The sequence below is a fragment of the Streptomyces sp. NPDC088400 genome (genome assembly GCF_044753355.1).
Lineage (GTDB): Bacteria > Actinomycetota > Actinomycetes > Streptomycetales > Streptomycetaceae > Streptomyces.
Genome location: NZ_JBIVMZ010000001.1, coordinates 183,847 through 209,225, shown reverse-complemented (window position 1 = coordinate 209,225; position 25,379 = coordinate 183,847). Strand labels below are relative to the sequence as shown.

Here is a 25,379-nt window from a genome sequence, read left to right as displayed (position 1 = left end):
GGAAGAACGCCTTCCTGAGGAAGCGCGGCGGAACGCTCAGCGGCGGTGCTGCGAGTCCGCCACCGTCACCTCGACGCGCTGGAACTCCTTGAGCTCGCTGTAGCCCGTCGTCGCCATGGCCCGCCGCAGCGCGCCGAAGAAGTTCATCGACCCGTCCGGAATGTGCGAGGGGCCCGTCAGGACCTCCTCCGTCGTCCCGACGATGCCCAGGTCGACCAGCTTGCCGCGCGGCACGTCCTCGTGGACCGCCTCCATGCCCCAGTGGCGGCCCTTGCCCGGCGCGTCCGTCGCCCGCGCCAGCGGGGAGCCGATCATCACCGAGTCCGCGCCGCACGCGATCGCCTTGGGGAGGTCGCCCGACCAGCCCACACCACCGTCCGCGATGACATGCACGTACCGGCCGCCGGACTCGTCCATGTAGTCCCGGCGGGCCGCCGCCACGTCCGCGACGGCGGTCGCCATCGGGACCTGGATGCCCAGCACATTGCGGGTGGTGTGCGCCGCGCCGCCACCGAAGCCGACCAGCACGCCCGCCGCGCCCGTACGCATCAGGTGCAGCGCCGCCGTGTACGTGGCGCAGCCGCCGACGATGACCGGAACGTCCAGTTCGTAGATGAACTGCTTCAGGTTCAACGGCTCGGCGGCACCGGAGACATGCTCGGCGGAGACCGTCGTACCGCGGATGACGAAGATGTCGACCCCGGCGTCCACCACGGCCTTGGAGAACTGCGCCGTGCGCTGCGGCGAGAGCGCGGCGGCCGTGACCACTCCCGAGTCCCGCACCTCCTTGATGCGCTGCCCGATCAGCTCTTCCTTGATCGGCTCGGCGTAGATCTCCTGGAGCCGGCGGTTGGCGCTCGCCTCGTCCAGCCCGGCGATCTCGTCGAGCAGCGGCTGCGGGTCCTCGTACCGGGTCCACAGGCCTTCCAGGTTCAGTACGCCCAGACCGCCCATCTCGCCGATACGGATCGCGGTCTGCGGGGAGACGACGGAGTCCATCGGGGCGGCCAGGAACGGCAGCTCGAACCGGTAGGCGTCGATCTGCCAGGCGATCGAGACCTCCTTCGGGTCCCGGGTGCGCCGGCTGGGGACGACGGCGATGTCGTCGAAGGCGTACGCCCTGCGGCCGCGCTTGCCGCGCCCGATCTCGATCTCAGTCACGATGTGTGGCCTTTCCCTCTACGTCTGCGTCCCAGTATCCCCGACGCCCCTACGCCTGATACCGCACGCCTGTTTGACCGTCGCAATACGCCCTGAGGGGCGGTCCCGGAATCCCGGGCCGCCCCTCACGGATACGCGCGCTCAGCCCCTGTTGTAGTTCGGTGCCTCGACCGTCATCTGGATGTCGTGCGGGTGGCTCTCCTTGAGGCCCGCCGAGGTGATCCGTACGAACCGGCCGCGCTCCTGGAGCTGCTGCACCGTCTGCCCGCCGACGTAGAACATCGACTGGCGCAGGCCACCGGTCAGCTGGTGGACGACCGAGGAGAGCGGACCGCGGTAGGGCACCTGGCCCTCGATTCCCTCGGGTACCAGCTTCTCGTCGGAGGCCACTCCCTCCTGGAAGTAGCGGTCCTTGGAGAACGAACGCTGGTCGCCACGGGTCTGCATCGCGCCCAGCGAGCCCATGCCGCGGTACGACTTGAACTGCTTGCCGTTGATGAAGAGCAGCTCGCCCGGCGACTCCTCGCAGCCCGCGAGCAGCGAGCCGAGCATCACCGTGTCCGCGCCGGCGACCAGGGCCTTCGCGATGTCGCCGCTGTACTGGAGACCTCCGTCACCGATGACCGGGACACCGGCCTCCTTGGCCGCGAGCGAGGCCTCGTAGATCGCGGTGACCTGGGGGACGCCGATACCGGCGACGACCCGGGTCGTACAGATGGAGCCGGGGCCGACACCGACCTTGATGCCGTCGACACCGGAGTCGATCAGCGCCTTCGCGCCGTCACGGGTGGCGATGTTGCCGCCGATGACATCCACGGTGGAGTTCGACTTGATCTTGGCGACCATGTCACCGACCAGCCGGGAGTGGCCGTGGGCGGTGTCGACGACGATGAAGTCGACGCCCGCCTCGATCAGTGCCTGGGCACGTTCGTACGCGTCGCCCGCGACACCGACGGCCGCGCCGACGAGCAGCCGCCCCTCGCCGTCCTTGGCCGCGTTCGGGTACTTCTCGGCCTTGACGAAGTCCTTGACCGTGATCAGGCCCTTGAGGACACCCGCGTCATCGACCAGCGGCAGCTTCTCGATCTTGTGACGACGCAGCAGCTCCATGGCGTCCACGCCGGAGATGCCGACCTTGCCGGTGACGAGCGGCATCGGGGTCATGACCTCGCGCACCTGGCGCGTACGGTCCGCCTCGAAGGCCATGTCGCGGTTGGTGACGATGCCGAGCAGCTTGCCGCCGCGGTCGGTGACCGGGACACCGCTGATACGGAACTTGGCGCAGAGCTGGTCGGCCTCGCCGAGCGTCGCGTCCGGGTGGACCGTGATCGGGTCGGTGACCATGCCGGACTCGGAGCGCTTCACGAGGTCGACCTGGTTGGCCTGGTCAGCGATGGAGAGATTGCGGTGCAGCACACCGGCGCCACCCTGCCGGGCCATGGCGATCGCCATCCGGGCCTCGGTGACCTTGTCCATCGCCGCGGAGAGCAGCGGGATGTTCACCCGCACGTTCTTGGAGATGCGTGAGGAGGTGTCGATGGCATCGGGCGCCATGTCCGACGCGCCCGGCAGCAGCAGCACGTCGTCGTATGTCAGCCCGAGCGTCGCGAATTTCTCGGGCACTCCGTCGACGTTTGCAGTCATGACACCTTCCCCAAATAGCCTTGATCGGTGCGGATGTCCATGCTAACGGGCTCTGCGAGCCCCTCATTCCATGAACAAGATCGCCTATCGGCTTTGTATGTTCGTACGTCGGATGGTCCCACGCCCGATGCGTGCCTCCCGCACGCCGGAGAGGTGCGGGACGAGCGGGAAAACCGTGGGCGCACGCCGGACACATGCCGGACGTTCGTATGCCGTTCGTACGTTGTTGACGCGCCGTACGTTCAGACGCCGCCGGCGCCGGGCTCGATGGTTCCGACGCCCGACGCCGACCGGGCTCACTGCTCGGCCAGTGCCCGCAGCCTGCTGAGCGCGCGGTGCTGGGCGACCCGTACCGCCCCCGGTGACATCCCCAGCATCTGGCCGGTCTCCTCCGCGGTCAGCCCGACGGCGACCCGCAGCACCAGCAGCTCGCGCTGGTTGTCCGGCAGGTTGGCCAGCAGTTTCTTGGCCCATTCCGCGTCGCTGCTGAGCAGCGCGCGCTCCTCCGGGCCGAGCGAGTCGTCCGGCCGCTCGGGCATCTCGTCGGACGGTACGGCCGTGGATCCCGGGTGCCGCATGGCGGCCCGCTGGAGATCGGCGACCTTGTGCCCGGCGATGGCGAAGACGAAGGCCTCGAACGGTCTGCCGGTGTCGCGGTACCGCGGAAGAGCCATCAGGACCGCGACACAGACTTCCTGCGCGAGGTCCTCCACAAAGTGGCGAGCATCACCGGGCAGCCGGCTCAGCCTCGTACGGCAGTAGCGCAGCGCGAGCGGATGAACACGGGCCAGAAGGTCGTGCGTGGCCTGTTCGTCGCCGTCGACGGCACGGTGAACGAGCGCACCAATCACCGTGGTCTCGTCATCGCGCATCGGTCCATGGTGCCTTGGCGTCTGCTGATCGGTGGCACCGCGTCCATAGTTGTGCACCGAAGCGTTATGAGCGGGTGCGGCAGAACTCATCCCCTGCGCCCTCCCCTCGCGCTCGTCCGACTCGTCCCCGAGGAACTCCACACCCTCAAGGATGCGGCATCGCGCGGGAAACGGGTGCGTACGGGCGTACGTTGCCCGGCGGGTCTACGTTTTCCCCGCCCACCCGGACCCTTTCGGACCTGACAGCAGGCGGGGAGTTAGGGCCTGTCGCCTCAGCGGACCAGGCCCCAGCGGAAGCCGAGCGCCACCGCGTGCGCGCGGTCCGAGGCGCCGAGCTTCTTGAAGAGGCGCCGGGCGTGCGTCTTGACCGTGTCCTCGGAGAGGAACAGCTCACGGCCGATCTCCGCGTTGGAACGGCCATGGCTCATGCCTTCGAGCACCTGGATCTCGCGCGCGGTGAGCGTGGGCGCGGCGCCCATCTCGGCCGAGCGGAGACGGCGCGGGGCGAGCCGCCAGGTCGGGTCGGCGAGCGCCTGAGTGACGGTCGCGCGCAACTCGGCACGCGAGGCGTCCTTGTGCAGATAACCGCGGGCACCGGCGGCGACCGCGAGAGCGACTCCGTCCAGATCCTCCGCGACCGTGAGCATGATGATCCGGGCGCCGGGATCGGCCGAGAGCAGTCGGCGGACCGTCTCGACACCGCCGAGGCCCGGCATGCGTACGTCCATCAGAATCAGGTCGGAACGATCGGCGCCCCAGCGGCGGAGGACTTCCTCGCCGTTGGCCGCGGTCGTCACGCGCTCGACACCGGGCACGGTCGCGACCGCGCGGCGGAGCGCCTCTCGGGCAAGCGGGGAGTCGTCGCAGACGAGGACGGATGTCATGACCGTCCTCCGCAGCTGATGCGCGTCACCTTGAGCCTCCAGGCAGGGTACATATCGTCATCTGTGCGATTGACGCTCTCGGACATGCGCCCGATCGCTCATTCTCTCAACCGCCTCGCACACTCAACGATGGTCACTCGAAAGAGTTACGGGTCGGACGACCCAATTCAGCACTCCCTGTGAGGGGTCACCTACAGAGGAGAGCAGCCCGGGTCATCCGGGCCCGCATCTAGAGCTATGCCCCATTTAGCGGTTTTTCTTCACTTTTCCTGGTGTCTATGGCTACATTCGCAATGAGTCATATTTACATCTACTTGGATAGTAGATGTACCGTCGTCAGCACCGGTGCGGGTTGTGCGCCGGGCTCGTACCCGGCGTCCAAGCGGCCCGTATCCGCCTCAGCACGGTTTCAAGGGGACATGAGCAATGGCAGATTTCTCCCGCCTTCCCGGACCGAACGCAGATCTGTGGGACTGGCAGCTCCTGGCGGCGTGCCGTGGTGTCGACAGCTCGCTCTTCTTCCACCCGGAGGGGGAAAGGGGCGCGGCACGAAGCGCGCGCGAGAACTCGGCGAAAGAGGTGTGCATGCGGTGCCCGGTTCGCGCGGAGTGCGCGGCGCACGCGCTGGCGGTGCGGGAGCCGTACGGCGTGTGGGGCGGGCTGACGGAGGACGAGCGCGAAGAGCTGATGGGACGGGCGCGCACCAGGCTGATCACGGCGTCCGCGTCATCGTCGGCGCCGACCTCCACGTCCGGCATGAGCCCGGGCGGTGGCCCAGGGGGCCGTACGAGCGGTTGACCGCGAACAACCGATATCGGCAGAAACGTTCCTGCACGTTCCTGTGATCCCGCCCCGAGGCGCACTCGTATGCCCGGCATCGACCGGCCACAGAGACACCGACCGGCCGCGGAGTCAGCGTGCGGCGGCGAGGACCAGCTGATCCAGCGTGGCCGCCACCGCCGGGACCTGCGCCAGGTCCGGCAGGGTGAGCGCGACGATTTCCCGCTGGACCGACGGCTCGACCGTGAGCGCACGGACGCCTTCGGTGCGCACCGACTCCATCGCCAGCTCCGGCAGCACCGCCACCCCGAGACCCGCCGCGACCAGGCCGATGACGGCCGGATAGTCGTCTGTCGCGAAGTCGATCCGGGGCGTGAACCCCGCTTCCTCACAGGCGTCGACCAGTTGCTTGCGGCAGCGCGGACAGCCCGCGATCCACGGCTCGGCGGCCAGATCGCCGATCGCGACCGTCCCGGCGTCCGCGAGCCGGTGGCCCTCGGGAACCAGACCGACGAGCCGGTCCACCAGCAACGGGCGTACGACCAGGTCGTCCCACTCCGCGGCGGAGCCGCCGTACCGGAACGCCAGCGCCACATCGCAGTCACCGTCCCGCAGCATCTCCGCCGAACTCGGCGGCTCGGCCTCGACGAGCGAGACCCTGGTGCCGGGATGGGCCGCGCGCAGGGCGGCCAGCGCGGTGGGGACGAGGGTGGAGCTGCCGCTGGGGAAGGACACCAGCCTGACCCGGCCGGCCCTCAGCCCCGCGATGGCCGCGATCTCCTCCTCGGCGGCGGTGAGCCCGGCGAGGATTCCCGTCGCGTGCCGTACGAGCACCTCACCGGCCTGTGTCAGTCGCATCTCGCGGCCGGTACGGACGATCAGCGGGGTGCCCGTGGAGGATTCGAGTGCCTTCATCTGCTGACTGACGGCCGGCTGGGTGCAGCCCAGCTCGCGCGCGGCCGCCGAGAAGGAGCCGGTGGCGGCCACGGTGCGCAGAACACGGAGATGACGGGCTTCGATCACCCGACGACTATAAGCGATTCTTTGGGGCATGACTAAATAGCAGGCACACTCTTTGAGGCGGAGGGGGTGGAGTTGAGTGCGATGGAAGCGGGGGCCGGGTGAGTTGCTGTCAGAGGCGGGACGAAAGTGGCGGATCGGCTCTGGCGTGGAGCTGTGCGCGGTGATGCCCGGGTACGGGCCGTCCACCCCTCGCGCACGGACGTCGGGCGTCTCGGCACAGGCACTAACGTGCCCGTATGACGACTGCTTTGATTACGGGCTCGACGGCGGGGATCGGCGCCGCCTTCGCGCGGCGGCTGGCCGCGGACGGGCACAACCTCGTGCTGGTGGCGCGCGACACCGAGCGTTTGCGGGAACAGGCCACGGAGTTGCACGACCTGCATGGCATCGAGGCCGAGGTGCTGACCGCCGATCTCTCCACCGACAGCGGGATCGCTTCGGTGGAGGACCGGCTCTCGGATCGCAGACACGCGGTCGATCTGCTGGTCAACAACGCGGGGTTCGGCAACAAGGGCCGCTTCCTCGACGTCCCGATGGCCGACGAGTTGACGATGCTGAAGGTGCACTGCGAGGCGGTGCTGCGACTGACGTCGGCGGCGGTCCCCGGAATGAAGGCACGGGGGCGGGGCGGCATCGTGAATGTGGCGTCGGTGGCCGCGTTCCTGCCACGCGGGACGTATGGCGCGTCGAAGGCCTGGGTCGTGCAGTTCAGCCAGGGCGCGAGCCGCGACCTGGCCGGGACGGGGGTGCGGCTGATGGCGCTGTGCCCCGGTTTCGTGCGGACCGAGTTCCACGAGCGGGCCGGGATGGGCACCGACAGCATCCCGGGCTGGATGTGGCTGGACGCGGACAAGCTGGTGACGGCCGCGCTGGCGGACCTGGCACGCGGCAAGACCGTGTCCGTACCGGATCCGCGGTACAAGGCGCTGATGGGAGCGGTGAAGCTGGCCCCGCGCGGGCTGCTCGGCGGGCTCACGTCGAAGACGGGGCGCAAGTACGGCCCGCAGTAACGGCTCCGGCGGCCGAGGCGGATCCCTCCACCCGGTCCCGTCGGTTCGGTCAGCCTCGCCTGTTCGATCGGTTGCGTCAGTCGTGTCGGTTCCGTCAGTCATGTCGGTTCCGTCAGTCGTGTCGGTTCCGTCGATTCCGTCGGGAAGTCGCGCCCCGGACCTTTCGCGGCGTCCTGCTCAAGGGCTGCCGGTACATCGCTCGGTCACGCGTGGCGAACACCGAGGCCCGGCGCCCCCTCGAAGGGGGTACCGGGCCTCGGATGTTCAGCTGTGCGAGCTGTGCGCGAGCCAGGTGTCAGGCCTCAGTGGCTGTGACCGTGGCCGCCGTGACCCGCCTCGGCCTCGTCGTCCGCCGGCTTCTCGACGACCAGGGTCTCGGTCGTGAGCAGCAGCGAGGCGATGGACGCGGCGTTCTCCAGCGCGGAGCGCGTGACCTTGACCGGGTCGATGACGCCGGCCTTCACCAGGTCGACGTACTCGCCGGTCGCGGCGTTGAAGCCGTGGCCCTTGTCCTGCTCCGCCACCTTCGAGGTGATGACGTAGCCCTCGAGGCCGGCGTTCTCGGCGATCCAGCGCAGCGGCTCGACAACGGCGCGGCGGACGACCGCGACACCGGTGGCCTCGTCGCCCTCCTTGCCGAGGTTGCCCTCGAGCACCTTGGCGGCGTGCACCAGAGCGGAGCCACCACCGGAGACGATGCCCTCCTCGACCGCGGCGCGGGTCGCGGAGATGGCGTCCTCCAGGCGGTGCTTCTTCTCCTTCAGCTCCACCTCGGTGGCGGCGCCGACCCGGATCACGCACACGCCGCCGGCCAGCTTCGCGAGGCGCTCCTGGAGCTTCTCGCGGTCCCAGTCGGAGTCCGTGGACTCGATCTCGGCCTTGATCTGGTTGACGCGGCCGGTGACGTCGGCGGAGTTGCCGCCGCCGTCGACGATGGTCGTGTCGTCCTTGGTGATGGTGACGCGGCGGGCGGAGCCCAGCACGTCCAGACCGGCCTGGTCGAGCTTGAGGCCGACCTCCTCGGCGATGACGGTCGCGCCCGTGAGGGTGGCGATGTCGCCGAGCATGGCCTTGCGGCGGTCACCGAAGCCGGGGGCCTTCACCGCGACCGCGTTGAAGGTGCCACGGATCTTGTTGACGACGAGGGTGGAGAGCGCCTCGCCCTCGACGTCCTCGGCGATGATCAGCAGCGGCTTGGAGCCACCCGACTGGATGACCTTCTCCAGCAGCGGGAGCAGGTCCTGGATGGAGCCGATCTTGCCCTGGTGGATCAGGATGTACGGGTCGTCGAGGACGGCCTCCATACGCTCCTGGTCGGACACCATGTACGGGGACAGGTAGCCCTTGTCGAAGGCCATGCCCTCGGTGAAGTCCAGCTCCAGACCGAAGGTGTTGGACTCCTCGACGGTGATGACACCGTCCTTGCCGACCTTGTCCATCGCCTCGGCGATGAGCTCGCCGACCTGCTGGTCCTGCGCGGAGAGCGCGGCCACGGCGGCGATGTCGGACTTGTCGTCGATCGGGCGGGCGGTCGCGAGGAGTTCCTCGGACACGGCCTTGACCGCGGCGTCGATGCCCTTCTTCAGGGCGGCCGGGGAAGCACCCGCGGCGACGTTGCGCAGGCCCTCGCGGACCAGCGCCTGGGCCAGCACGGTGGCGGTGGTGGTGCCGTCACCCGCGATGTCGTTGGTCTTGGTCGCCACCTCCTTCACCAGCTGGGCGCCCAGGTTCTCGTACGGGTCGTCGATCTCGACCTCGCGGGCGATCGTGACACCGTCGTTGGTGATGGTCGGGGCGCCGAACTTCTTGTCGATGACGACGTTGCGGCCCTTGGGGCCGATCGTCACCTTCACCGTGTCGGCAAGCTTGTTGACGCCGCGCTCGAGGGCGCGACGGGCGTCCTCGTCGAACTTCAGGATCTTCGCCATGGGAGCTTCTGTGTCCTCTCGTTGCGATCATCGGCCGTACCTGGCGGTCGCGATCGCTCAAATGAACTGCGCCCCTGTCCGCCCGGCTGTCGCAGGGGGGCCAGGGGCGCAGTTCAAAAGCAAACTATGGGTGCGGAGTGTCCCGGGGTGCGCCCCGGGATTCCGCCCTACTTCTCGATGATCGCGAGCACGTCGCGAGCCGAGAGGACGAGGTACTCCTCGCCGCTGTACTTGACTTCAGTGCCGCCGTACTTGCTGTACAGAACGACGTCGCCGACGGAAACGTCGAGCGGAAGCCGCTCGCCGTTCTCGAAACGGCCCGGGCCCACAGCCAGGACGACGCCCTCCTGGGGCTTCTCCTTGGCGGTGTCCGGGATGACCAGGCCAGAGGCCGTGGTCTGCTCGGCGTCGAGCGGCTGGACCACAATGCGGTCCTCGAGCGGCTTGATGGCAACCTTGGTGCTGGCGGTCGTCACGATCCGACCTCCCCCTTCGGAGATCTCACGGGGTTAACTGTCTCAGGGTGGCGACCAGGTCGATCCGTCGTCGCGGGTGCCGGATCTGCCAGTCGCGCATTTGGCACTCTCCAGTGGGGAGTGCCAGGCCTGACACTATGACCGCGATTAGCACTCGGTCAAGCGGAGTGCCAATTATCGCCGCGTGGCGGCTCGTTTCGATGCCGGTGCGGCGGTTCGTTCTCGCTACGGGAACGCGACGCGGGAGCCGAGGGTTCCGTACGGGAGTACGTGGGCGGGCGGGGCGCTCACCAGCGGCGAGCAGGGCCCGCGCGTGGTTTCGCGTGGTTCACGGGGAGCGTTCCGTGAGGCCGCGCTCCCGACGATCGCGCTCCTGACGGTCACAGTCCTCGCGCGGCTGTCCCCCGCGCGGCAGCCGGACCGTGCGGGCGGGTGGCCCCGACGCCGCGAGCCGCACGGAGCCCGCCCTGCCCCGGGGCGCCACCGAAGGCATGACCGAGGCCGGGGCAGGGGCGCGCAGGACCGGGGCGTGCGCGGGCGGGAGCGGCTCGTGAGGGGGTGCGGCCGGGGCGTGTGGGGACGAAGCAGGGGCGTGGGGGCTCATTCCTTGCGCCGCCTTGCGGCCGAGCCGTTCGATGGGGTCCACCGACTGCGCGCAGCCGGCGGTGAGGAACGCACCGGCTGCCAGCACTCCGGCCAGCAGCCGGTGCGCGGGTCTCATACGTAGTCCTCCAGCTTGGCCACGGCGTAACCCTTGTCCGTGATCACCTTCATCACCTGCCGGATCATGTCGGGCATGGTGCCCTTCCAGTCCTCGCGCCCCCGGAAGTGCGTGAGGATGATGTCGCCCGGGTGCATGTCCCGGTCCCACTCACGCCACTCCATGTGATCGGGGAATGCCTCGGACGCCCAGATCGGTGCGGCCTTGATGCCGCACGCCTTCGCGGCGCGCAGCGTGTCGGCGTTGTAATTGCCGTACGGCGGACGGAAGAGCACGGGGCGCTTGCCGTACTGCTTCTGCAGCTTGTCCTGCTGGCCGCAGATCTCCTGCTTCTGCTCGTCGTACGAAAGGCCGGGCATGTAGGGGTGGTTGAGGGTGTGATTGTTGAGCGTGACGCCACGGTCCTGCATCTTCTTGAAGTAGGCGTAGTTGTCGTTGATGACGTAGTCGCTGAGGAACGCGGTGTACGGGAGCTTCAGCTCGCTCATCATCCGCAACAGTTCGGGGTCCTTCTCCGAGCCGTCGTCGATCGTCAGGAAGACGACCCTGTCCTTGACGGGGACGGTGGTGAAGATCGGCGGCAGATCCTCGCCGCCCTCGACCTCGAAGCCGTCGCGCGTGGTGATCTCCGGCTTGACGGCGGGGGGCGGGGGCGCGGCGAGAGGTGTGGCGGTGAGCCCCCACTTCTTGGCCGCGACGGCGCGTGCGGCCTGCGTACGGCGCACTTCCTCGGCGTACGCGGCACGGGCCCCGGCCGAGCCGGGCTTGTGCGCCTCCGGCGCCCCATGCCCCTCCTTGCCGTGTTTCCCGTGGTGCCCCTGCTGTCCCCCGTGCCCCTCCTCCCCCTCCCGTCCGGCTGCGGACTTGGCGGGTTCGGCGGACCCGGACGTGGCCCCCGAAGCGGACCCGGACGCGGACCCGGACGCGGCCGGTTCGCCCGTCTCCGCAGCGCACCCGGAGCCGAGGGCGGCGGCCAGCAGTACGGCCAGGACGGTACGGCCGGGCCTGCCCCGCAGCACCGTCACCTTTGTCATCATTTCTTCCTTTTGTCGTACTAGTTGCATGGCGCCGCATCCTGTCAGCGCACAGCCCGCTCTCCCGGACGACACCGCCGTCCGACGCGCACCATCCCTCGGCTGGCCCACAATGGGCCGGGTGACCGACCGCTCCCCCTCCCCCCACCTCGAACCGCTGCTCTCCGCCGAGGGCCAGGCACTCCTCGCCGAGCTGCGTGACCACGACCCGGCCCACGAGCTCACCCTCGCCACCCGGCTACGCCGCGAGCACCCGGCCGAGCTGGTCTCGGCGGCGCTGGCGCAGGCGCGACTGCGGCAGCGCGGAGTGGCGAAGTTCGGCGCGGCGGACGCGTATCGCATGTACTTCACGCCGAACGGCGTCGAGCAGGCCACCCGCAGCACCGTCGCCGCCTACCGGGCCGCCCGGTTCCGCGCCATCGCCCCCACCCCGCCGGGCCCGGACTCCGGGCCTCACTCCGGGCAGGGCGCAGGAAAGAGCTCAGGAACGGACGCGGGAACGGACGCGGGAACGGCGGTGAGCGTCACGGACCTCTGCTGCGGTATCGGCGGCGACGCGATCGAGCTGGCCCGCGCGGGTTTCGCCGTATCTGCCGTCGATCTCGACCCGCTGACCTGCGAGATCGCCCTGGCCAATGTGCGGACACTGGCCCCTGACAGTCCGCCCATGACCGTGACCTGCGCGGACGTACGGGAGTACGACCTGGAGCCGGGCGCGGAGGACGAGGCCACCGGCCCCCGGGCCCTGTTCATCGACCCCGCGCGGCGCGGCGGCCGAGGAAGGATCTTCGATCCGGAGGCGTACTCACCGCCGCTGTCCTGGGCGATCGACGCCGTACGCCGGGCAGGTCTGGGCGCGGTCAAGATCGCGCCCGGCATTCCGCACGAACTGATCCCGGACGACTTCGAGGCCGAGTGGATCTCGGACGGCGGCGATGTCAAAGAGGCCGTCCTCTGGCACGACCGGGACCAGGGCGGAGACCGGGACCGGGACCGAGACCGAGACCGGGCGGAAACCCCACGAAACGGCCTGCGGAACGACTCCCGCAATCCGGAGAATGCCGTCGTCCCCGGCATCCGCCGCGCCACCCTCCTGCCCTCCGCCGCCACCCTCGCCGGCCGTGGCCTGCCCGACCCGCCCGTCCGCCGGACCGGCCGCTTCCTGTACGAGCCGGACGGCGCCGTCATCCGCGCCCATCTGGTCGCCGAGGTCGCCGAAGAGCTGGCGGGTGGGCTGATCGACGAGACGATCGCGTACATCACGGCCGACGAACTGCGGCCCACCCCGTACGCCACCGCCTACGAGATCACCGACGAACTCCCCTTCAATCTGAAGAGGTTGAAGGCCCTGCTGCGCGAACGCGAGGTCGGTGTGCTGACGGTGAAGAAACGCGGTTCCGCCGTGGAACCGGAAGAGCTGCGCCGCCGCGTGAAGCTCAAGGGCCCGAACGCGGCGACCGTCTTCCTCACCCGGGTCGCCGGGGCCCCGACGATGCTGATCGGCCGCCCCGCCACCGTATAACCCCCGTCACAACGTCAATTGAGGATCCTCGAACCCGCGATCAGGGCCCAGGAATCTCGGGGAGAGCCGGATTTCATCGGAGAGTTCCTCAGGACCGGAATTACGGAGGCGACTTCGCGGGAATTCCGGGAGAAGCCGGCACACGCCTCCTACCGTGCGGGAACGCGCCCGGCAGACTGCCGCCTCCGCCTCTGTCTCCGCTCCGTCTGTCGGTTGTCTCCGCTCCGTCTGTCCGTCTGTCCGTCGCTCCGTCTGTCAGTCCAGGTCCGTCAGCTCATCCGCGTAGATCTGCGACAGCGGCTGCGGTCCGACGTACTGCTGGCAGTTGCACTGCCGGAGTTCGTACCGCAGCGGCTTCTTGTTCTCGTCCCACGCCGTCGGCGTCTCCACGTCCTCGTGGCACTTGCCCCGCCGGTCGTGCTTCGCCAAGTGGTGCGAGCAGCCGCAGACCGCCTCCGGAGGCTTGTGGGCCTCCTCAAGGGCGAGCCGCTCCTTCTCCGCCAGTTTGAAGCGCTCGATTCTCCGCTCGTGACGCGTCCGCAGTGCGGTCCGGCCCGTGTCGACCATCCAGCTGAAGCCGCCCACGATGAAGAAGATGAAAATCCACCAAAGCCATTCCATCCGCCGCCCCTTACACCTGAATGGCGCACGCGTTCCCTCTTCAGGATAGGACGGAGGCGGCAGATATGTCCTCAGCGATGAGCGCCCCCGCCCCTGCGGACCGGGACCGGGCTCAGCAACCGTTCTGACCAGTGCTGATGCCGGACCGCCTGGACGATGCCCAGCACACCGGTCGCCAGGAAGGTGGCCATCCAGCCCAGCGCGTACGCCATCTCACCCACGGTCGCCGAGCCGAGCCAGGCCCCGGGCCCCGCCCCGGCGTCCGGTCCGGCTCCGGATGCGGGCCCGACCCCGGATCCGGGTCCGGCCCCCGTCACCGCCTGGAACATCGACCACACGGCCACCACACACAGCAGTACGGACGGCAGCAGCCAGATCACGCACCGTCCATGCGCTCGGACCCGTACGCCGATCGTGGTGCCGGGAGCCAGGCCCTGTCCCGGCTCCGCCCCCAGCTCCGCCCATTCGTCGAGCCGCTGCCGTACGGTACGGCCCCGGCTCAGCCAGAAACCGATTCCCACCCCCGCCGGCGTCAGGAGGACCGCCGCGAGGGCCAGCGTCACCAGCCCGGTCAGATAACCGAGGCCGCCCTGCTCGAAGCTCTGTATCGCCAGTCCGGCCGCCGCCCAGCCGACCACGGCGACCAGGCCCGTCAGCCAGAGGGCCAGCAGCCGGCCGAACCCGAGCCCACGCCGGGTCAGTCCCACCATGGCCTCGGCGCGGTCGGCGAGCAGTGCCTCGTGGTCGGGCCAGGAACGGAGTTCCTCCGGCGGTGGAGAGGGCGGCAGCGGCGCGCGGCTGATCATTGGGCAGAGATTAGCGGTGGGCACGAGCACCGGTCCGGTGGGGTGGTACGGCGGTGGCCGCGCCCTTCGGGCGGACGGCGCTACTTCGCGGAAACGCCCCGCGACGGTACGACCAGCCGCACCGCCCACCGGTAGTGCTCCACCGCCCGCGCCCCGCCGAGCAGCCCGGCGATCCAGAGGATGGTCCCCGCGCCCATCCCGTACACGACCTCCATATAGGTGTCCTCGCCCGCCTTGGCCGTGGCCGGCACGACCAGGGCGATCCACAGGCCCACCGCGCACGCCGCGAACGACGTGAGCAGCCACCACAGGCTCGGACCCGCCATCCGGAAGCGCGCGTCGCCCGCCGGGTCGCTCTCCAGCTCCGCCCACCGGTCCATCAGGCCGCGCATCACGCGCTGCCTGCGGACCAGGATCCCGAGGACGATCCCGGCGGCCAGCATGACGCCGAGACCGAGCGTCGCGAGTACCGCGACGAGGACGGCGCCGATGGGATCGAACCCGCCGCCGACCGAGGTCAGAGCGGCGCCGATCAGCGCCCAGCCCAACTGCACCCCCGCGACCAGCAGCCAGAACAGGGCCAGCGCACCGGCCCCGAGGCTCCGCCGGCCCAGGTCCGCGAGTACTCCGTGCCGGTCGGCGAGCAGCGCGCCACGGTCCGGCCACGAGCGCAGGTGTACGGGCGGCGGGGGCGGAGGGAGCGGACCACGGCGAGACATGCGGACGAGGTTATCCGGCCACGTCGGCAGGCCCACGAGGCGGTCGTGGCCCCGGACTTCGGACCAGGACCACGGACCGCTTACCTCACCCCGGAACCTCAGACACCTCACCTGTTCGGTGGGCCTCAGACCTGTTCCGTGGGCCGGATCAGCATCTCGTTGACCGCCATCCGGCGCGGGCGGGTCACGATGTAGTGGATCGCGTCCGCGATGTCCTCCGCCCGCAAGGTCTCCATCCCGGCGTACCAGGCCTCGGCGCCCTCCCGTACCCCGTCCCGGAGGTGCTGCGTCAGCTCGGTGGTCACCGCTCCCGGCTCCACCGCGCTCACCCGTACGTGCCGGCCCGTGAGCTCCTGACGCAGTGCCTCGCTCATCGCGGTGACTCCGAACTTCGTCAGGTTGTAGACCGCCGCACCGGCACTGGCCGTCCGTCCGGCGACCGAGCTGATGTTCACCAGGTCGGCGACCCCGCGCGGCCCGGTGTCGGCGGCTGTGACCAGGTGCGGCAGCGCGGCGTGGGTGACCCGCAGCAGCGCCGACAGGTTGAGGTCGACCATCCGCTGCCACTCCTCGAAGGGGGTGTCCAGGGCGGGGCCGAGCAGCATCACGCCCGCGTTGTTGACGACGGTGTCCAGCCTGCCGAGCGCCTCCACGACCTGGGCGATCAGCGCTTCCGCCTCGCCGGGCGCCGTGATGTCCACGCCGAAGGCGTGTGCGCTGCCGCCCGCGTCCTGGACGCGGGTCACGAGATCGTCGAGCCGGTCCTTGCGCCGGGCCACCACCGCGACCACCGCGCCCTCGGCGGCGAGCGAGAGGGCCGCCGCCTCGCCGATACCGCTGCTCGCGCCGGTGACCAGCGCGACCGTTCCGTCCAGGCGTCCACTCATGTGCCGTTCTCCATCTTCATCTTCGTCAACTGTTTCTCGTACGTCGTATGTGGTGCGTAGCCGCGTAGTGCGTAGGCGCGTAGTGCGTAGGCGCGTAGTGCGTTACGCGCGGGCCTCGCGGGTGTCCGACACCCAGTCCGGGTCGTCGTTGTCCGAGCGCCGGCCGACCACCGCGTCCGCCAGCCCGCTCAGCAGTCCGAGCTGCCCCGCGTCGAGCGTGACCGCCGGCGACCCGATGTTCTCGTCGACACGCACGGCCCGCCGCGTACCCGGGATCGGCACCACCGGCAGCCGTCACCGCGCGTCGTCATCCCGCTGGTGTCGACCGTCCCGTCCGTGCCTGTACCGGACCCGCCGAGGACGATGCCGAACTTGCCGGCCACGGTCACGCCCGCCCTGTCCGTGCCGCGTTCGGCCAGCAGCCGTCCGACGAGCCGCTCGTTCCCTCCGGCGCCGTACACGTCTGCCGTGTCGATGAGCGTCACCCCCTGGTCCAGGGCGTGCCGCAGAGTGGCCAGGGATTGGCGCTCCTCGGCGGGGCCGTAGACGTCGGACAGGCCCATCGCTCCGTAGCCGAGCGCGCTGACGGCGAGTCCGTCGCCGAGAGTGATCGTGGGGAGGTGGGTCATCGCCGTCTTCCTCAGGGTGTCGGAGCGCCTACACAACCACCGCACGTCACACCCCGCACCAGCCCAGCCGCGCCCTGATCCACCCAGGTCCGGCAGACCTACCTTGCACGGGCCGACGGACGTACCGCCCGGCTACAGTCGTACGGATGGAGCACAACAGGGAACTGCGGGAGTTCCTCCGTACCCGGCGTGCCCGGATCACCCCCGAACAGGCCGGCGTACAGCCTCATCCGGGGCCGCGCCGGGTCCCCGGGCTGCGGCGCGAGGAAGTGGCTCACCTGGCGGGCGTCAGCGCGGACTACTACGCGCGCCTGGAGCAGGGCCGTAACCTCAACACCTCCGACAGCGTCCTGGACGCCGTCGCCCACGCCCTGCGCCTGAGTCCGGTCGAACGCGACCACCTCTTCGACCTGGCCCGCCCGCCCCGCGCCCGGTCCCGGCGCCGGCAACCGGCCACGCAGCGCATGCGGCCCGGACTGGTCAACCTGCTGGCGAGCCTCGACCACCTACCGATGTTCGTCATCGGCCACCGGATGGACATCCTCGCCTCCAACCGGCTGGCCCACGCCGTACTCACCGATTTCGACGCGCTGCCCGCCCGCGAACGCAACTTCGCCCGCTACGTCTTCCTGGACCCCACCGCGCGCGAACGCTTCGAGGAGTGGGAGTCGATGGCGGCGGACAGCGTCGCGAATCTGCGCCGCTACAGCGGACGCTTCCCGCACGATCCCCGACTGGCCGAACTGATCGGCGAGTTGTCCGTCCGGGACGCCGACTTCCGCCGCTGGTGGGCGGGGTACGACGTGCACTTCGCCACGCACTGCGTCAAGCACTTCCACCACCCGGACGTCGGCGCCATGGTGTTCCACGGCGAGACGCTCGTCTTCCCCGAAGACCCCGACCAGATGGTCAACCTCTTCACCGTCGAACCGAACTCCCCGTCGGCCGAATCCCTGCGCCTGCTCGGCTCCCTGGCATCGACTCCGCTGGACTCTCTGGCGTGAGGCCACGCGCACGTACGTCGACGGGCAACGGACGTACAGCGACGGGCAACGGGCGTACGGCGATGGGCGAGCGGCTGTGTGTCAGACGCCGTCAACCGCCGGGCCGCGCGTAGCTTCGAGGCAGTCGAGTCACCGGCCCGCCCGGCCCGCCCGACCCGTCCAAACCGTCCGACCTGATGCCGCTCCCGAGCGAGGTAGCCCCATGCCGCCGCTGTCCCTTGCGTACCTGCTGAAACGGCTGCTCGGCAACGCGCGCTGGCAGCGGCTCCATGTGAGGGCCGCCGTGTGGGCCACGCTGGCCGTCGTACTGGTTCTCCTGGTCGGCTCCTGGATCATCGTCCCGTTCGAGGCGTCGGCACCCCGCGCGACCATCACGTCCTTCCCTCTCGCCCTGTGGTGGTCCATCGAGACCGCCACCACGGTCGGATACGGGGACCTCTACCCCGTGACCGCACCGGGGCGCGTCATCGCGTCGGTGGTGATGCTCGTCGGGATCGCGGTGTTCAGCATTGTCACGGCGTCCATCGCCACCTGGTTCGTCGGCGGGGCCGCCCGCGATGTGCGTCAACTGGCCGTGGCCTTCGAACACGTCGGGCGAAAGGGAGAGGCGGACGTCTCCGACGAGATGCGCGCCCTCCACAGCCGCTTCGACCACATCGAACATCTGCTGAGGCCGCCGGGCGGGCCTGCGGACACGGACCCGGCCCCGGCTCCGAAGGACAGCTGACGGGCCCCGGGGCTCAGGACTGTCCGATCCGGTCCGCGCGCTCCCGGAGCAGCGCGCGTTCGCGTTCGTTGCGGGTCAGGCCCGCCGCCCGTACGAACTCCGCCCGTGCCTCGTCCGTACGCCCCAGCCGGTGCAGCAGGTCGCCGCGCACGCTCGGCAGCAGGTGGTACGTCTTGAGCGCGGGCTCGTCGGCCAGCGCGTCCACGAGTGCCAGTCCGGCCGCCGGTCCCTCGGCCATCGACACGGCGACGGCACGGTTGAGTTCGACCACCGGGGAGGGCCTGAGCGCGGCGAGCTGTGCGTACAGCGCGGCGATCGCGGCCCAGTCGGTCTCCTCGTAGGTGGCCGCGCGGGCGTGGTAGGCCGCGACGGCGGCCTGGAGGGCGTACGGACCCGGCGGGCCGCCGAGCGCGCCGGCGCGGGTGAGGGCGGCGAAGCCCCGGTGGATGAGGAGTTGGTTCCAGCGGGAACGGTTCTGGTCGGCGAGGAGCACCGGTTCCCCGTCGGGCCCGGTGCGGGCGGCCGTGCGAGAGGCCTGGAGCTCCAACAGGGCGGCCAGGGCGTGCGCTTCGGGTTCCCCGTCCATCAGCCCGCTGAGTACGCGCGCGAGCCGGAGGGCGTCCTCGCAGAGGCCGGGGCGGAGCAGGTCGTCGCCCGCGGTGGCGGAGTACCCCTCGTTGAAGATCAGGTAGACGACCTCCAGGACCGAGGAGAGGCGCTCGGCCCGTTCCGCTCCGTACGGCACCTCGAACGGCACACCCGCCCTGGCGAGACTCCGCTTGGCGCGCACGATGCGCTGGGCGACGGTCGCCTCGGGTGCGAGGAAGGCGCGGGCGATCTCGTCGGTGGTGAGCCCGCCGAGCAGCCGGAGGGTGAGGGCGATACGGGCCTCGGTGGAGAGGACCGGGTGGCAGGCGGTGAAGATGAGGCGGAGGAGATCGTCGTCGATGGTGTCCGCCTCGGCGGCCTCGATACCGGCGCTGTCGGGCGCCGGGACGTCCTCCAGGGTGCGTCCGACCTCTGCGAGCTTGCGCGCGTACGTCTCCCGGCGGCGTACGAGGTCGATGGCGCGGTGCTTGGCCGTGGCCATGAGCCAGGCTCCCGGCTTCTCGGGGACGCCCGACTCCGGCCACCGCTCCAGCGCCGCGACGAGTGCGTCCTGCGCGATCTCCTCGGCGATGCCGATGTCGCGGACGATGCGTGCGACCGCCGCGATGATCTTCACGGACTCGATCCTGAAGACGGCTTCCACGGCGCGGTCCGCACGGTCCGCGCGATCCGCACGGTCCGCGTCGTCCGCGCCGTTCATGTGATCCGCGCCGTCGGCACGGTCGACGCCGTCGGCACGGTCGACGCCGTCGGCACGGTCGACGCCGTCGGCACGGTCGACGCCGTCAACGCCGCCGATGCGGTCCGCGCGCTCCGCCGCGGCCCGCCCGTCCGGTCCGTCTGCCCGTCTGGCCCTCACGGGCACCCATCAGAGCACACCCACCGGACGGGGGCGCGGCGAACCATCGCAGCGCGAGTTACTCCGCGATCTGCCGGACCTCGCAGGTGATGTCGAACTCGCCCTCGTGCACCTCCACGAAGCGCCGCGCCCATTCGACGGCCTCGGCCTTGTCCTTCGCCTGAATGAGCGCGTACCCGCCGATGACCTCCTTGGACTCGGTGAACGGCCCGTCGGTGACGGTGAGCTTCCCGCCGTCCAGACGGACCCGCACCCCGTCGGAGGTCGGCGTCAGACCGGCGGTGTCGAGCATGACCCCGGCCTTGGTGATCTCCTCCAGCAGCACCCCCATGCGCTGCTGGAGCTCGGGGCTGGGGCCACTCGCGGGTGCGGTGGCCTCGTCGATACGGATCATGGAGAGATAGCGCGGCATGGTGACTCCTCGGGCAGGGGGCGGGCCGTTTCCCGCCTCTCACCTCTTACGTCGAACGGGAGACGCCCGGATCGACACACGCCGGAAAATCTTTCGAAGATCCCCGGACTGCCGCGAAGGACACCGGGGCGTGGCCACGGTCCCGGCTCACCGGGGGATCCCTGGCCCTGCCCCTGGGATCCGGTCAGCCGGGGCCGTGGAGCTCGCCCAGCGCCGTGCTCAGACCGTCCGAGGTGAGGGGCTCGCCCGGCAACGGGCGGGCCCCCTCCGCGCGCAGGCCGTCCAGGAAGAGCGCGAGCAGCCGCCGCCAGGACCCGGACGCGGCCGTCTCCGCCGCCGGTACGGCACGGCCCAGCGCCGCCAGCGCGAACAGCACGTCCTCGACCGACACGTCGTCGCGTACGGTGCCGCCCCGGCGGCACCGCGCCAGCAGGGCGTCGATCGTCGCGGCGTTGTGGATGTGCAGCGCCTCCAGCGTGGGGACGCCCGGCATGGCCGTCGTCATCAGGTCCGTGACCCCTCGATTCGTGGCCAGCCCGGCGAAGGTCCGCTCCAGATAGGCCGTCAGCCCCGCCCACGGGTCCGCCGCCTGCCGGGCGCGCTCCCCGGCCTCGATGGTCGCGGCGAGCCCTTCGCCGAAGACGGCCTCGATCAGCGCGGCGCGGTCGGGGAAGCGCCGGTAGAGCGTGGCGTTGCCGACCTCGGCCCTGCGGGCGATCACGTCGAGCGGAGCCTCCACGCCCTGCTCGGCGTAGACCGCGCGGGCGGCGGCGATCACCCGCTCCCGGTTGCGCTGCGCGTCCTGTCTCACGGCCGTACCGTACCCCGGGACACCCAAACGTGGAGCACTCCCCACTTCCTGTTATCGTCGGAACCGATAAACGGGGAGCTTTCCCCACTTAAGGTTTTCGGACCCGGGAGCCACCATGCCCACTGACCCGACTGACCCGACCGACACCGCCGCCCTCACCGACCCCACCGATGACGGGGTACGCGCCGAGGACTCCGGCGCCGAGGACCTCGCCCTGGGCGACTGGCCCGGCTTCACCGCCGACCCGTACCCCCGTTACGCGCGGTTGCGTGACGCCGGCGCCGTCCATCCCGTACGCCTCCCCCTCGGCGCGCCGCAGTGGCTCGTCACTGACGGCACCACGTCCCGTGCCGCCCTCAACGACACCGCGCGGCTGCGCAACGACATCCGCCACTCCTCCTCCTGGAAGAGCGACGGCGGCCACGCCGTGGGCCGCAACATGCTCCAGGTCGACCCGCCCGACCACACCCGGCTGCGCCGCCTGGTGGCCCGGGAGTTCACCGCGCGCCGGGTACAGGCGCTGCGCCCCCGCGTCCAGGAGATCGCCGACGGACTGCTCGACGCCGTCGAGGGCGACGGCCGCGCCGATCTCGTCGACGCGTACGGCTTCCCGCTGCCGGTCACGGTCATCTGCGAGCTGCTGGGCGTCCCGGCGGCAGACCGGGAGCCGTTCCGGGCCTGGTCGGCGGCGGTCGTCGATCCGACCGCCCCGGACGCCGCGCAGCGGGCCAACCAGGAGATGGCCGCGTACTTCCTCGGCCTCATCGAGGAGAAACGCGCGCTCCCGGCCGGGGCCGCGGAGAGCGATCTGCTGCACGCGGTGATCCACTCCACCGACGGCGAGGACGGCGAGGGCCTGGACACGGAGGAACTGCTCGGCATGGCCTTCGTGCTGCTGGTAGCCGGGCACGAGACCACCGCGCACCTGATCTCCAGCGCCGTCCACCACCTGCTGCGCCACCCCGACCAGCTCGCCGCGCTGCGCGCCGACTGGACGCTGCTGGACGGCGCGATCGAGGAGACGCTGCGGTACGAGCCGCCCGTACAGGCCACTTCGTACCGTCACACCGCCGAACCCGTCACCCTCGGCGACACCCGGATCGCCGCGGGCGAGCCCGTCATGTTCTCGATCGCGGCGGCCAACCGGGACCCCGAGCGCTTCGCCGACCCGGACCGCTTCGACATCCACCGCGACCCGGCCGTCTCCCGGGGCCACCTCGCCTTCGGCCACGGCATCCACCACTGCCTGGGCGCCCCCCTGGCCCGCCTGGAGGGCGCCATCGCACTGCGCACCCTGCTGGAGCGCTTCCCGGGCCTGACCCTGGACGACGAAGCGGCGGCCCCCGACTGGCGCCCCGGCCTCCTCCGCGGCCTGAACCGGCTGCCGGTGCGCTGGTAGCCGAGCCGTACGGCACGAAACCGGCCCCGGGGAGCAAGGAAACAGCCGCTCCGCCAGGGTTCGGCGAACGCTTCGCCGCAGCCCGTCCCACGCGACGGGCTGCGGCCTTCGCGTGCCCGGACGCGCCCGGCCCGGACGAGGGCGACGCCGGCGGCGGCGAGGATCGGTGAACCGTGCCGGTCCTCACGCACAGCCATTCAGGGGCGGGCGCGGATTCCCTCGTAAAAGAGGTCGAGCACCCGGCGCACCTGATCACGGTCGTCGATCACGGCCGCGACCATGGCGATACCGCTGAGGGACACCACCACATCGTCCGGTTCGACGTCGGGACGCGTGGCCCCCGCCGCCACGGTTGCCGCCAGCAGCGTGCCGACGGCTTCGTCGACCCGCCCGCGGCTCTGCGCGAAGGGGTCACCGCCCGCGGCCACGACGGCTTCGATGGCCTCCGTCAGGCCGATCTTGGTGGCCCAGTAGTCGACGAACCGGTCCATCCAGATCCGCAGGGCCTCCTGGGGCGGTGCCTGCTCCAGCAGTTCCGCGGCGGCGGCGCACACGGCATCCAGTTCCGAGCGGTAGGCCGCCTCGATGAGGTCTTCGCGTGCCGGGAAGTGGCGGTAGACGGTGCCGACCCCGACGCCGGCCTGCTTGGCGATCTCGGTGAAGGGGACGTCCGGCCCCCGCTCCACGAACAGATGCAGCGCCACTTCCAGGATGCGGACGCGGTTGCGCTGCCCGTCCGCGCGCGGTCTGCGCTGCGTCGCCCCGGTTCCGGTCACCATCACCCCTAAGAAGCGGAATCCATTCCATTTGCAGGGTACGCCCGAATCGGGACCCTCAGGCCCTGCTCGGGGGCCGCACGGCCGAGCCCTCGCAGTACGGGATACACCGCCCCACACCCGGACTTCAAGCTGCGGACATGCCAACGCCCCGCTTGCATCCGGAATCCATTCCGGATAACTTCGCCTTACCGGAACGGATTCCGGATAACGATACGGCGCCCGCGACAGTGGCCCGCACAACGCCTCCGCGGGAAACGCCGACACGAACGGAGACACCCCCATGAACAACGACCAGCGCTTCACCACGCCCTTCGGCTTCCACAGCACCGCGAGCGAGGTCGTCCAGGGAGTCGACCTGGCCGGCAAGCGTGCCATTGTCACCGGTGCCACCTCAGGAATCGGCGTGGAGACGGCCCGCGCCCTGGCCGGCGCCGGAGCCGACGTCACCCTCGCCGTCCGCAACGTCGAGGCCGGCCGCCGCGTGGCCGCGGAGATCACGGCCAAGACCGGCAACCCCAAGGTGACCGCCGCACCGCTTCAGCTGGCCGACCAGGCCTCGGTCACGTCGTTCACCGACGCCTGGCAGGGCCCGCTGCACATCCTGGTCAACAACGCGGGGATCATGGCGCTGCCCGAGCTGCAGCGCACCCCCGAGGGCTGGGAGCTGCAGTTCGCCACCAACTACCTCGGGCACTTCAATCTGGCCCTCGGCCTCCACGAGGCGCTCGCCTCGGCGGGCGGCGCGCGCGTCGTCTCCCTCACCTCCATCGGCCACGTCTTCTCCCCGGTCGCCTTCGACGACGTCAACTTCGAGCGCCGCCCCTACGAGGAGTGGACCGCCTACGGCCAGGCCAAGACCGCCAACTCGCTGCTGGCCGTGGGGGCGGCCGCGCGCTGGGCCGACGACGGCATCACCGCCAACGCCGTCATGCCCGGTGGCATCCGCACCGGCCTCCAGCGCCACCAGGAGGGCAACATGACGCCGGAGATCGAGGCGGCCTTCGCCGACTTCAAGTGGAAGACCGTCGAGGAGGGCGCCGCCACCTCGGTACTGGTGGCCGCGTCCCCGCTGCTCGACGGCGTCACCGGCCGCTACTTCGAGGACTGCAACGAGGCCGTGGTCAATCCTGACCTCGACCCCTCCGCGACCACCGGTGTGCTCCCCCACGCACTCGACGCGGGCGACGCGGCCCGGCTGTGGGACCTCGGCACCAAGATGCTCCGCGCGTAAGACACCCCGGACGCCCCAGACACCCCGCTCCCGAAAGGAACCCTCACTGCCATGAACATCCAAGGGAAGACAGCTCTGATCGCGGGCGCCACGTCCGGTCTCGGCCTGGGAGTGGCCCGCCACTTCGCCGAGCGCGGAGCGAACGTCGCCCTCCTCGGACGCCGCCGTGAGCTCGCCGAGAAGCTCGCCGCCGACATCGGCGACAACGCCATCGGGCTCGGGGCCGACGTCGCCGACCCCGACCAGGTGGCCGCCGCGGTCCGGGCGACCCTCGACCGGTTCGGCAGGATCGACATCGACGTCAACACCGCGGGCTACATCGACATGATTCCGCTGACCACGCCCGACGGAAAGCCCACCGACCCGGCCGCCTTCACCCGGATGTTCGCCACGAACGTCGTGGGCACCTTCAATGTCATGAGCCAGGCCGCCGCGGCCATGCTCGGCAACGAGCCCGACGACGACGGCGAGCGAGGGGTCATCATCAACACCTCGTCGGCCGCCGCCGAGGGCGGCACCGTCGGCATGGTCGGATACTCGGCGACCAAGGCCGCGATCGTGGGCATGACGCTCCCCGCCGCCCGCGAGTTCGCCGGGCGCGGCATCCGGGTCAACACCATCGTGGCCGGCGGCTTCGACACACCGAGTGCCGGAGACGTCACCGACGAGGCGGCCGTCGCCCAGCAGCTCCAGCACTTCGCCGGCCCGCTGCGCCTGGGCAGGCCCGACGAGTTCGCCGCGTTCGCCGCCCACCTGGTGGAGAACGGCTACGCCAACGCCTCCAGCCCGCGCCTGGACGCCGGATACCGCATGCCCCGCCAGTTCTGAATC

Annotated in this window: 26 protein-coding genes; 8 read left to right on the top strand and 18 right to left on the bottom strand. The window is 70.5% G+C overall.

Annotation, left to right across the window (positions count from 1 at the left end; genetic code table 11):
- Positions 1-36: 36 nt before the first annotated feature.
- The 4 genes from ACIQD6_RS01080 to ACIQD6_RS01065 all read right to left on the bottom strand — a co-directional run bounded on the left by ACIQD6_RS01080 (position 37) and on the right by ACIQD6_RS01065 (position 4,561).
- Positions 37-1,161, bottom strand: a complete 1,125-nt coding sequence (locus ACIQD6_RS01080; RefSeq protein ID WP_401876800.1) for a GuaB3 family IMP dehydrogenase-related protein — start codon at positions 1,159-1,161, stop codon at positions 37-39.
- Positions 1,162-1,302: 141 nt separating this feature from the next.
- On the bottom strand, positions 1,303-2,805 hold the full coding sequence (gene guaB, locus ACIQD6_RS01075) for an IMP dehydrogenase (RefSeq protein ID WP_401876798.1): 1,503 nt from the start codon (positions 2,803-2,805) through the stop codon (positions 1,303-1,305).
- 296 nt (positions 2,806-3,101) lie between these two features.
- Complete coding sequence (locus ACIQD6_RS01070; RefSeq protein WP_401876796.1) at positions 3,102-3,677, bottom strand: sigma-70 family RNA polymerase sigma factor; 576 nt, start codon at positions 3,675-3,677, stop codon at positions 3,102-3,104.
- 272 nt (positions 3,678-3,949) lie between these two features.
- Positions 3,950-4,561: a response regulator transcription factor gene (locus ACIQD6_RS01065; RefSeq protein ID WP_003948568.1), complete on the bottom strand. Its 612-nt coding sequence runs from the start codon at positions 4,559-4,561 to the stop codon at positions 3,950-3,952.
- A gap of 426 nt (positions 4,562-4,987) precedes the next feature.
- Between ACIQD6_RS01065 and ACIQD6_RS01060 the strand changes: the two genes are divergently transcribed.
- Entirely contained in the window at positions 4,988-5,359 is a 372-nt protein-coding gene (locus ACIQD6_RS01060; RefSeq protein ID WP_401876795.1) for a WhiB family transcriptional regulator, read from the top strand.
- A gap of 114 nt (positions 5,360-5,473) precedes the next feature.
- Here ACIQD6_RS01060 and ACIQD6_RS01055 read toward each other — a convergent pair whose 3' ends face one another.
- Positions 5,474-6,364, bottom strand: a complete 891-nt coding sequence (locus ACIQD6_RS01055) for a LysR family transcriptional regulator (RefSeq protein WP_401876793.1) — start codon at positions 6,362-6,364, stop codon at positions 5,474-5,476.
- A gap of 236 nt (positions 6,365-6,600) precedes the next feature.
- Here ACIQD6_RS01055 and ACIQD6_RS01050 point away from each other — a divergent pair, with 236 nt between their 5' ends.
- A complete protein-coding gene (locus tag ACIQD6_RS01050; protein WP_401876792.1) occupies positions 6,601-7,374 on the top strand; it encodes an SDR family NAD(P)-dependent oxidoreductase in 774 nt (257 codons plus the stop codon).
- A 302-nt stretch (positions 7,375-7,676) separates the two neighbouring features.
- Here ACIQD6_RS01050 and groL read toward each other — a convergent pair whose 3' ends face one another.
- The 4 genes from groL to ACIQD6_RS01030 all read right to left on the bottom strand — a co-directional run bounded on the left by groL (position 7,677) and on the right by ACIQD6_RS01030 (position 11,563).
- Positions 7,677-9,302, bottom strand: coding sequence for a chaperonin GroEL (groL, locus tag ACIQD6_RS01045; protein WP_401876791.1), 1,626 nt, complete (start codon positions 9,300-9,302; stop codon positions 7,677-7,679).
- A 167-nt stretch (positions 9,303-9,469) separates the two neighbouring features.
- A complete protein-coding gene (gene groES / locus ACIQD6_RS01040; RefSeq protein WP_023539274.1) occupies positions 9,470-9,778 on the bottom strand; it encodes a co-chaperone GroES in 309 nt (102 codons plus the stop codon).
- Positions 9,779-10,106: 328 nt separating this feature from the next.
- Positions 10,107-10,499 carry a hypothetical protein gene (locus ACIQD6_RS01035; RefSeq protein ID WP_401876789.1) on the bottom strand — a complete coding sequence of 131 codons (393 nt, stop codon included), beginning with the start codon at positions 10,497-10,499 and terminating at the stop codon, positions 10,107-10,109.
- Entirely contained in the window at positions 10,496-11,563 is a 1,068-nt protein-coding gene (locus ACIQD6_RS01030; RefSeq protein ID WP_401876787.1) for a polysaccharide deacetylase family protein, read from the bottom strand. Before ACIQD6_RS01030 ends, ACIQD6_RS01035 begins: the two co-directional genes overlap by 4 nt.
- A gap of 82 nt (positions 11,564-11,645) precedes the next feature.
- Between ACIQD6_RS01030 and ACIQD6_RS01025 the strand changes: the two genes are divergently transcribed.
- Positions 11,646-13,055 (top strand): SAM-dependent methyltransferase, encoded by a 1,410-nt coding sequence (locus ACIQD6_RS01025; protein ID WP_401878019.1) that lies wholly within the window; start codon positions 11,646-11,648, stop codon positions 13,053-13,055.
- Between the two features lie 255 nt (positions 13,056-13,310).
- Here ACIQD6_RS01025 and ACIQD6_RS01020 read toward each other — a convergent pair whose 3' ends face one another.
- The 5 genes from ACIQD6_RS01020 to ACIQD6_RS01000 all read right to left on the bottom strand — a co-directional run bounded on the left by ACIQD6_RS01020 (position 13,311) and on the right by ACIQD6_RS01000 (position 16,717).
- A complete protein-coding gene (locus ACIQD6_RS01020; RefSeq protein WP_401876785.1) occupies positions 13,311-13,676 on the bottom strand; it encodes a hypothetical protein in 366 nt (121 codons plus the stop codon).
- A gap of 71 nt (positions 13,677-13,747) precedes the next feature.
- The gene (locus ACIQD6_RS01015; RefSeq protein ID WP_401876783.1) at positions 13,748-14,482 is read right to left on the bottom strand and encodes a hypothetical protein; all 735 of its coding nucleotides are present in this window, start codon (positions 14,480-14,482) and stop codon (positions 13,748-13,750) included.
- Positions 14,483-14,562: 80 nt separating this feature from the next.
- Positions 14,563-15,201: a hypothetical protein gene (locus tag ACIQD6_RS01010; protein WP_401876782.1), complete on the bottom strand. Its 639-nt coding sequence runs from the start codon at positions 15,199-15,201 to the stop codon at positions 14,563-14,565.
- A 125-nt stretch (positions 15,202-15,326) separates the two neighbouring features.
- Positions 15,327-16,088 (bottom strand): SDR family NAD(P)-dependent oxidoreductase, encoded by a 762-nt coding sequence (locus ACIQD6_RS01005; protein WP_401876780.1) that lies wholly within the window; start codon positions 16,086-16,088, stop codon positions 15,327-15,329.
- A gap of 188 nt (positions 16,089-16,276) precedes the next feature.
- The gene (locus ACIQD6_RS01000) at positions 16,277-16,717 is read right to left on the bottom strand and encodes an aldo/keto reductase (RefSeq protein WP_401876779.1); all 441 of its coding nucleotides are present in this window, start codon (positions 16,715-16,717) and stop codon (positions 16,277-16,279) included.
- A 146-nt stretch (positions 16,718-16,863) separates the two neighbouring features.
- Here ACIQD6_RS01000 and ACIQD6_RS00995 point away from each other — a divergent pair, with 146 nt between their 5' ends.
- Together ACIQD6_RS00995 and ACIQD6_RS00990 are read left to right on the top strand one after the other, a co-directional pair.
- Positions 16,864-17,721, top strand: coding sequence for a helix-turn-helix transcriptional regulator (locus ACIQD6_RS00995; protein WP_401876777.1), 858 nt, complete (start codon positions 16,864-16,866; stop codon positions 17,719-17,721).
- A 202-nt stretch (positions 17,722-17,923) separates the two neighbouring features.
- Positions 17,924-18,448, top strand: coding sequence for a potassium channel family protein (locus ACIQD6_RS00990; RefSeq protein WP_401876775.1), 525 nt, complete (start codon positions 17,924-17,926; stop codon positions 18,446-18,448).
- Positions 18,449-18,461: 13 nt separating this feature from the next.
- Here ACIQD6_RS00990 and ACIQD6_RS00985 read toward each other — a convergent pair whose 3' ends face one another.
- The 3 genes from ACIQD6_RS00985 to ACIQD6_RS00975 all read right to left on the bottom strand — a co-directional run bounded on the left by ACIQD6_RS00985 (position 18,462) and on the right by ACIQD6_RS00975 (position 21,139).
- Positions 18,462-19,757, bottom strand: coding sequence for an RNA polymerase sigma factor (locus ACIQD6_RS00985; protein WP_401878016.1), 1,296 nt, complete (start codon positions 19,755-19,757; stop codon positions 18,462-18,464).
- 217 nt (positions 19,758-19,974) lie between these two features.
- On the bottom strand, positions 19,975-20,328 hold the full coding sequence (locus tag ACIQD6_RS00980) for a YciI family protein (RefSeq protein ID WP_401876773.1): 354 nt from the start codon (positions 20,326-20,328) through the stop codon (positions 19,975-19,977).
- Positions 20,329-20,512: 184 nt separating this feature from the next.
- Positions 20,513-21,139, bottom strand: a complete 627-nt coding sequence (locus ACIQD6_RS00975) for a TetR/AcrR family transcriptional regulator (RefSeq protein ID WP_401876771.1) — start codon at positions 21,137-21,139, stop codon at positions 20,513-20,515.
- Positions 21,140-21,254: 115 nt separating this feature from the next.
- On the opposite strand from ACIQD6_RS00975, the gene ACIQD6_RS00970 reads away from it, so the two are divergent.
- Positions 21,255-22,538 (top strand): cytochrome P450, encoded by a 1,284-nt coding sequence (locus tag ACIQD6_RS00970; RefSeq protein ID WP_401876769.1) that lies wholly within the window; start codon positions 21,255-21,257, stop codon positions 22,536-22,538.
- A 197-nt stretch (positions 22,539-22,735) separates the two neighbouring features.
- On the opposite strand, the gene ACIQD6_RS00965 is transcribed toward ACIQD6_RS00970, so the two are convergent.
- Entirely contained in the window at positions 22,736-23,317 is a 582-nt protein-coding gene (locus ACIQD6_RS00965) for a TetR/AcrR family transcriptional regulator (RefSeq protein WP_401876768.1), read from the bottom strand.
- A 280-nt stretch (positions 23,318-23,597) separates the two neighbouring features.
- On the opposite strand from ACIQD6_RS00965, the gene ACIQD6_RS00960 reads away from it, so the two are divergent.
- Complete coding sequence (locus tag ACIQD6_RS00960) at positions 23,598-24,548, top strand: SDR family NAD(P)-dependent oxidoreductase (RefSeq protein ID WP_401876766.1); 951 nt, start codon at positions 23,598-23,600, stop codon at positions 24,546-24,548.
- Positions 24,549-24,599: 51 nt separating this feature from the next.
- On the top strand, positions 24,600-25,376 hold the full coding sequence (locus tag ACIQD6_RS00955; RefSeq protein WP_401876764.1) for an SDR family NAD(P)-dependent oxidoreductase: 777 nt from the start codon (positions 24,600-24,602) through the stop codon (positions 25,374-25,376).
- Positions 25,377-25,379: the final 3 nt, after the last annotated feature.

Bases quoted from the DNA above. Each gene is read 5' to 3' on its own strand.
- ACIQD6_RS01000 (WP_401876779.1), bottom strand. From the start codon at position 16,717: ATGACCCACCTCCCCACGATCACTCTCGGCGACGGACTCGCCGTCAGC.
- ACIQD6_RS01010 (WP_401876782.1), bottom strand. From the start codon at position 15,201: ATGTCTCGCCGTGGTCCGCTCCCTCCGCCCCCGCCGCCCGTACACCTG.
- ACIQD6_RS01025 (WP_401878019.1), top strand. From the start codon at position 11,646: ATGGGCCGGGTGACCGACCGCTCCCCCTCCCCCCACCTCGAACCGCTG.
- guaB (WP_401876798.1), bottom strand. From the start codon at position 2,805: ATGACTGCAAACGTCGACGGAGTGCCCGAGAAATTCGCGACGCTCGGG.
- ACIQD6_RS00965 (WP_401876768.1), bottom strand. From the start codon at position 23,317: ATGGTGACCGGAACCGGGGCGACGCAGCGCAGACCGCGCGCGGACGGG.
- ACIQD6_RS01020 (WP_401876785.1), bottom strand. From the start codon at position 13,676: ATGGAATGGCTTTGGTGGATTTTCATCTTCTTCATCGTGGGCGGCTTC.
- ACIQD6_RS00955 (WP_401876764.1), top strand. From the start codon at position 24,600: ATGAACATCCAAGGGAAGACAGCTCTGATCGCGGGCGCCACGTCCGGT.
- ACIQD6_RS01035 (WP_401876789.1), bottom strand. From the start codon at position 10,499: ATGAGACCCGCGCACCGGCTGCTGGCCGGAGTGCTGGCAGCCGGTGCG.
- ACIQD6_RS00980 (WP_401876773.1), bottom strand. From the start codon at position 20,328: ATGCCGCGCTATCTCTCCATGATCCGTATCGACGAGGCCACCGCACCC.
- ACIQD6_RS01015 (WP_401876783.1), bottom strand. From the start codon at position 14,482: ATGATCAGCCGCGCGCCGCTGCCGCCCTCTCCACCGCCGGAGGAACTC.
- ACIQD6_RS01030 (WP_401876787.1), bottom strand. From the start codon at position 11,563: ATGCAACTAGTACGACAAAAGGAAGAAATGATGACAAAGGTGACGGTG.
- ACIQD6_RS01065 (WP_003948568.1), bottom strand. From the start codon at position 4,561: ATGACATCCGTCCTCGTCTGCGACGACTCCCCGCTTGCCCGAGAGGCG.
- ACIQD6_RS01050 (WP_401876792.1), top strand. From the start codon at position 6,601: ATGACGACTGCTTTGATTACGGGCTCGACGGCGGGGATCGGCGCCGCC.
- ACIQD6_RS00970 (WP_401876769.1), top strand. From the start codon at position 21,255: ATGCCCACTGACCCGACTGACCCGACCGACACCGCCGCCCTCACCGAC.
- ACIQD6_RS01070 (WP_401876796.1), bottom strand. From the start codon at position 3,677: ATGCGCGATGACGAGACCACGGTGATTGGTGCGCTCGTTCACCGTGCC.
- ACIQD6_RS00990 (WP_401876775.1), top strand. From the start codon at position 17,924: ATGCCGCCGCTGTCCCTTGCGTACCTGCTGAAACGGCTGCTCGGCAAC.
- groL (WP_401876791.1), bottom strand. From the start codon at position 9,302: ATGGCGAAGATCCTGAAGTTCGACGAGGACGCCCGTCGCGCCCTCGAG.
- ACIQD6_RS00985 (WP_401878016.1), bottom strand. From the start codon at position 19,757: ATGAACGGCGCGGACGACGCGGACCGTGCGGATCGCGCGGACCGTGCG.
- ACIQD6_RS00995 (WP_401876777.1), top strand. From the start codon at position 16,864: ATGGAGCACAACAGGGAACTGCGGGAGTTCCTCCGTACCCGGCGTGCC.
- ACIQD6_RS01060 (WP_401876795.1), top strand. From the start codon at position 4,988: ATGGCAGATTTCTCCCGCCTTCCCGGACCGAACGCAGATCTGTGGGAC.
- ACIQD6_RS01005 (WP_401876780.1), bottom strand. From the start codon at position 16,088: ATGAGTGGACGCCTGGACGGAACGGTCGCGCTGGTCACCGGCGCGAGC.
- ACIQD6_RS00960 (WP_401876766.1), top strand. From the start codon at position 23,598: ATGAACAACGACCAGCGCTTCACCACGCCCTTCGGCTTCCACAGCACC.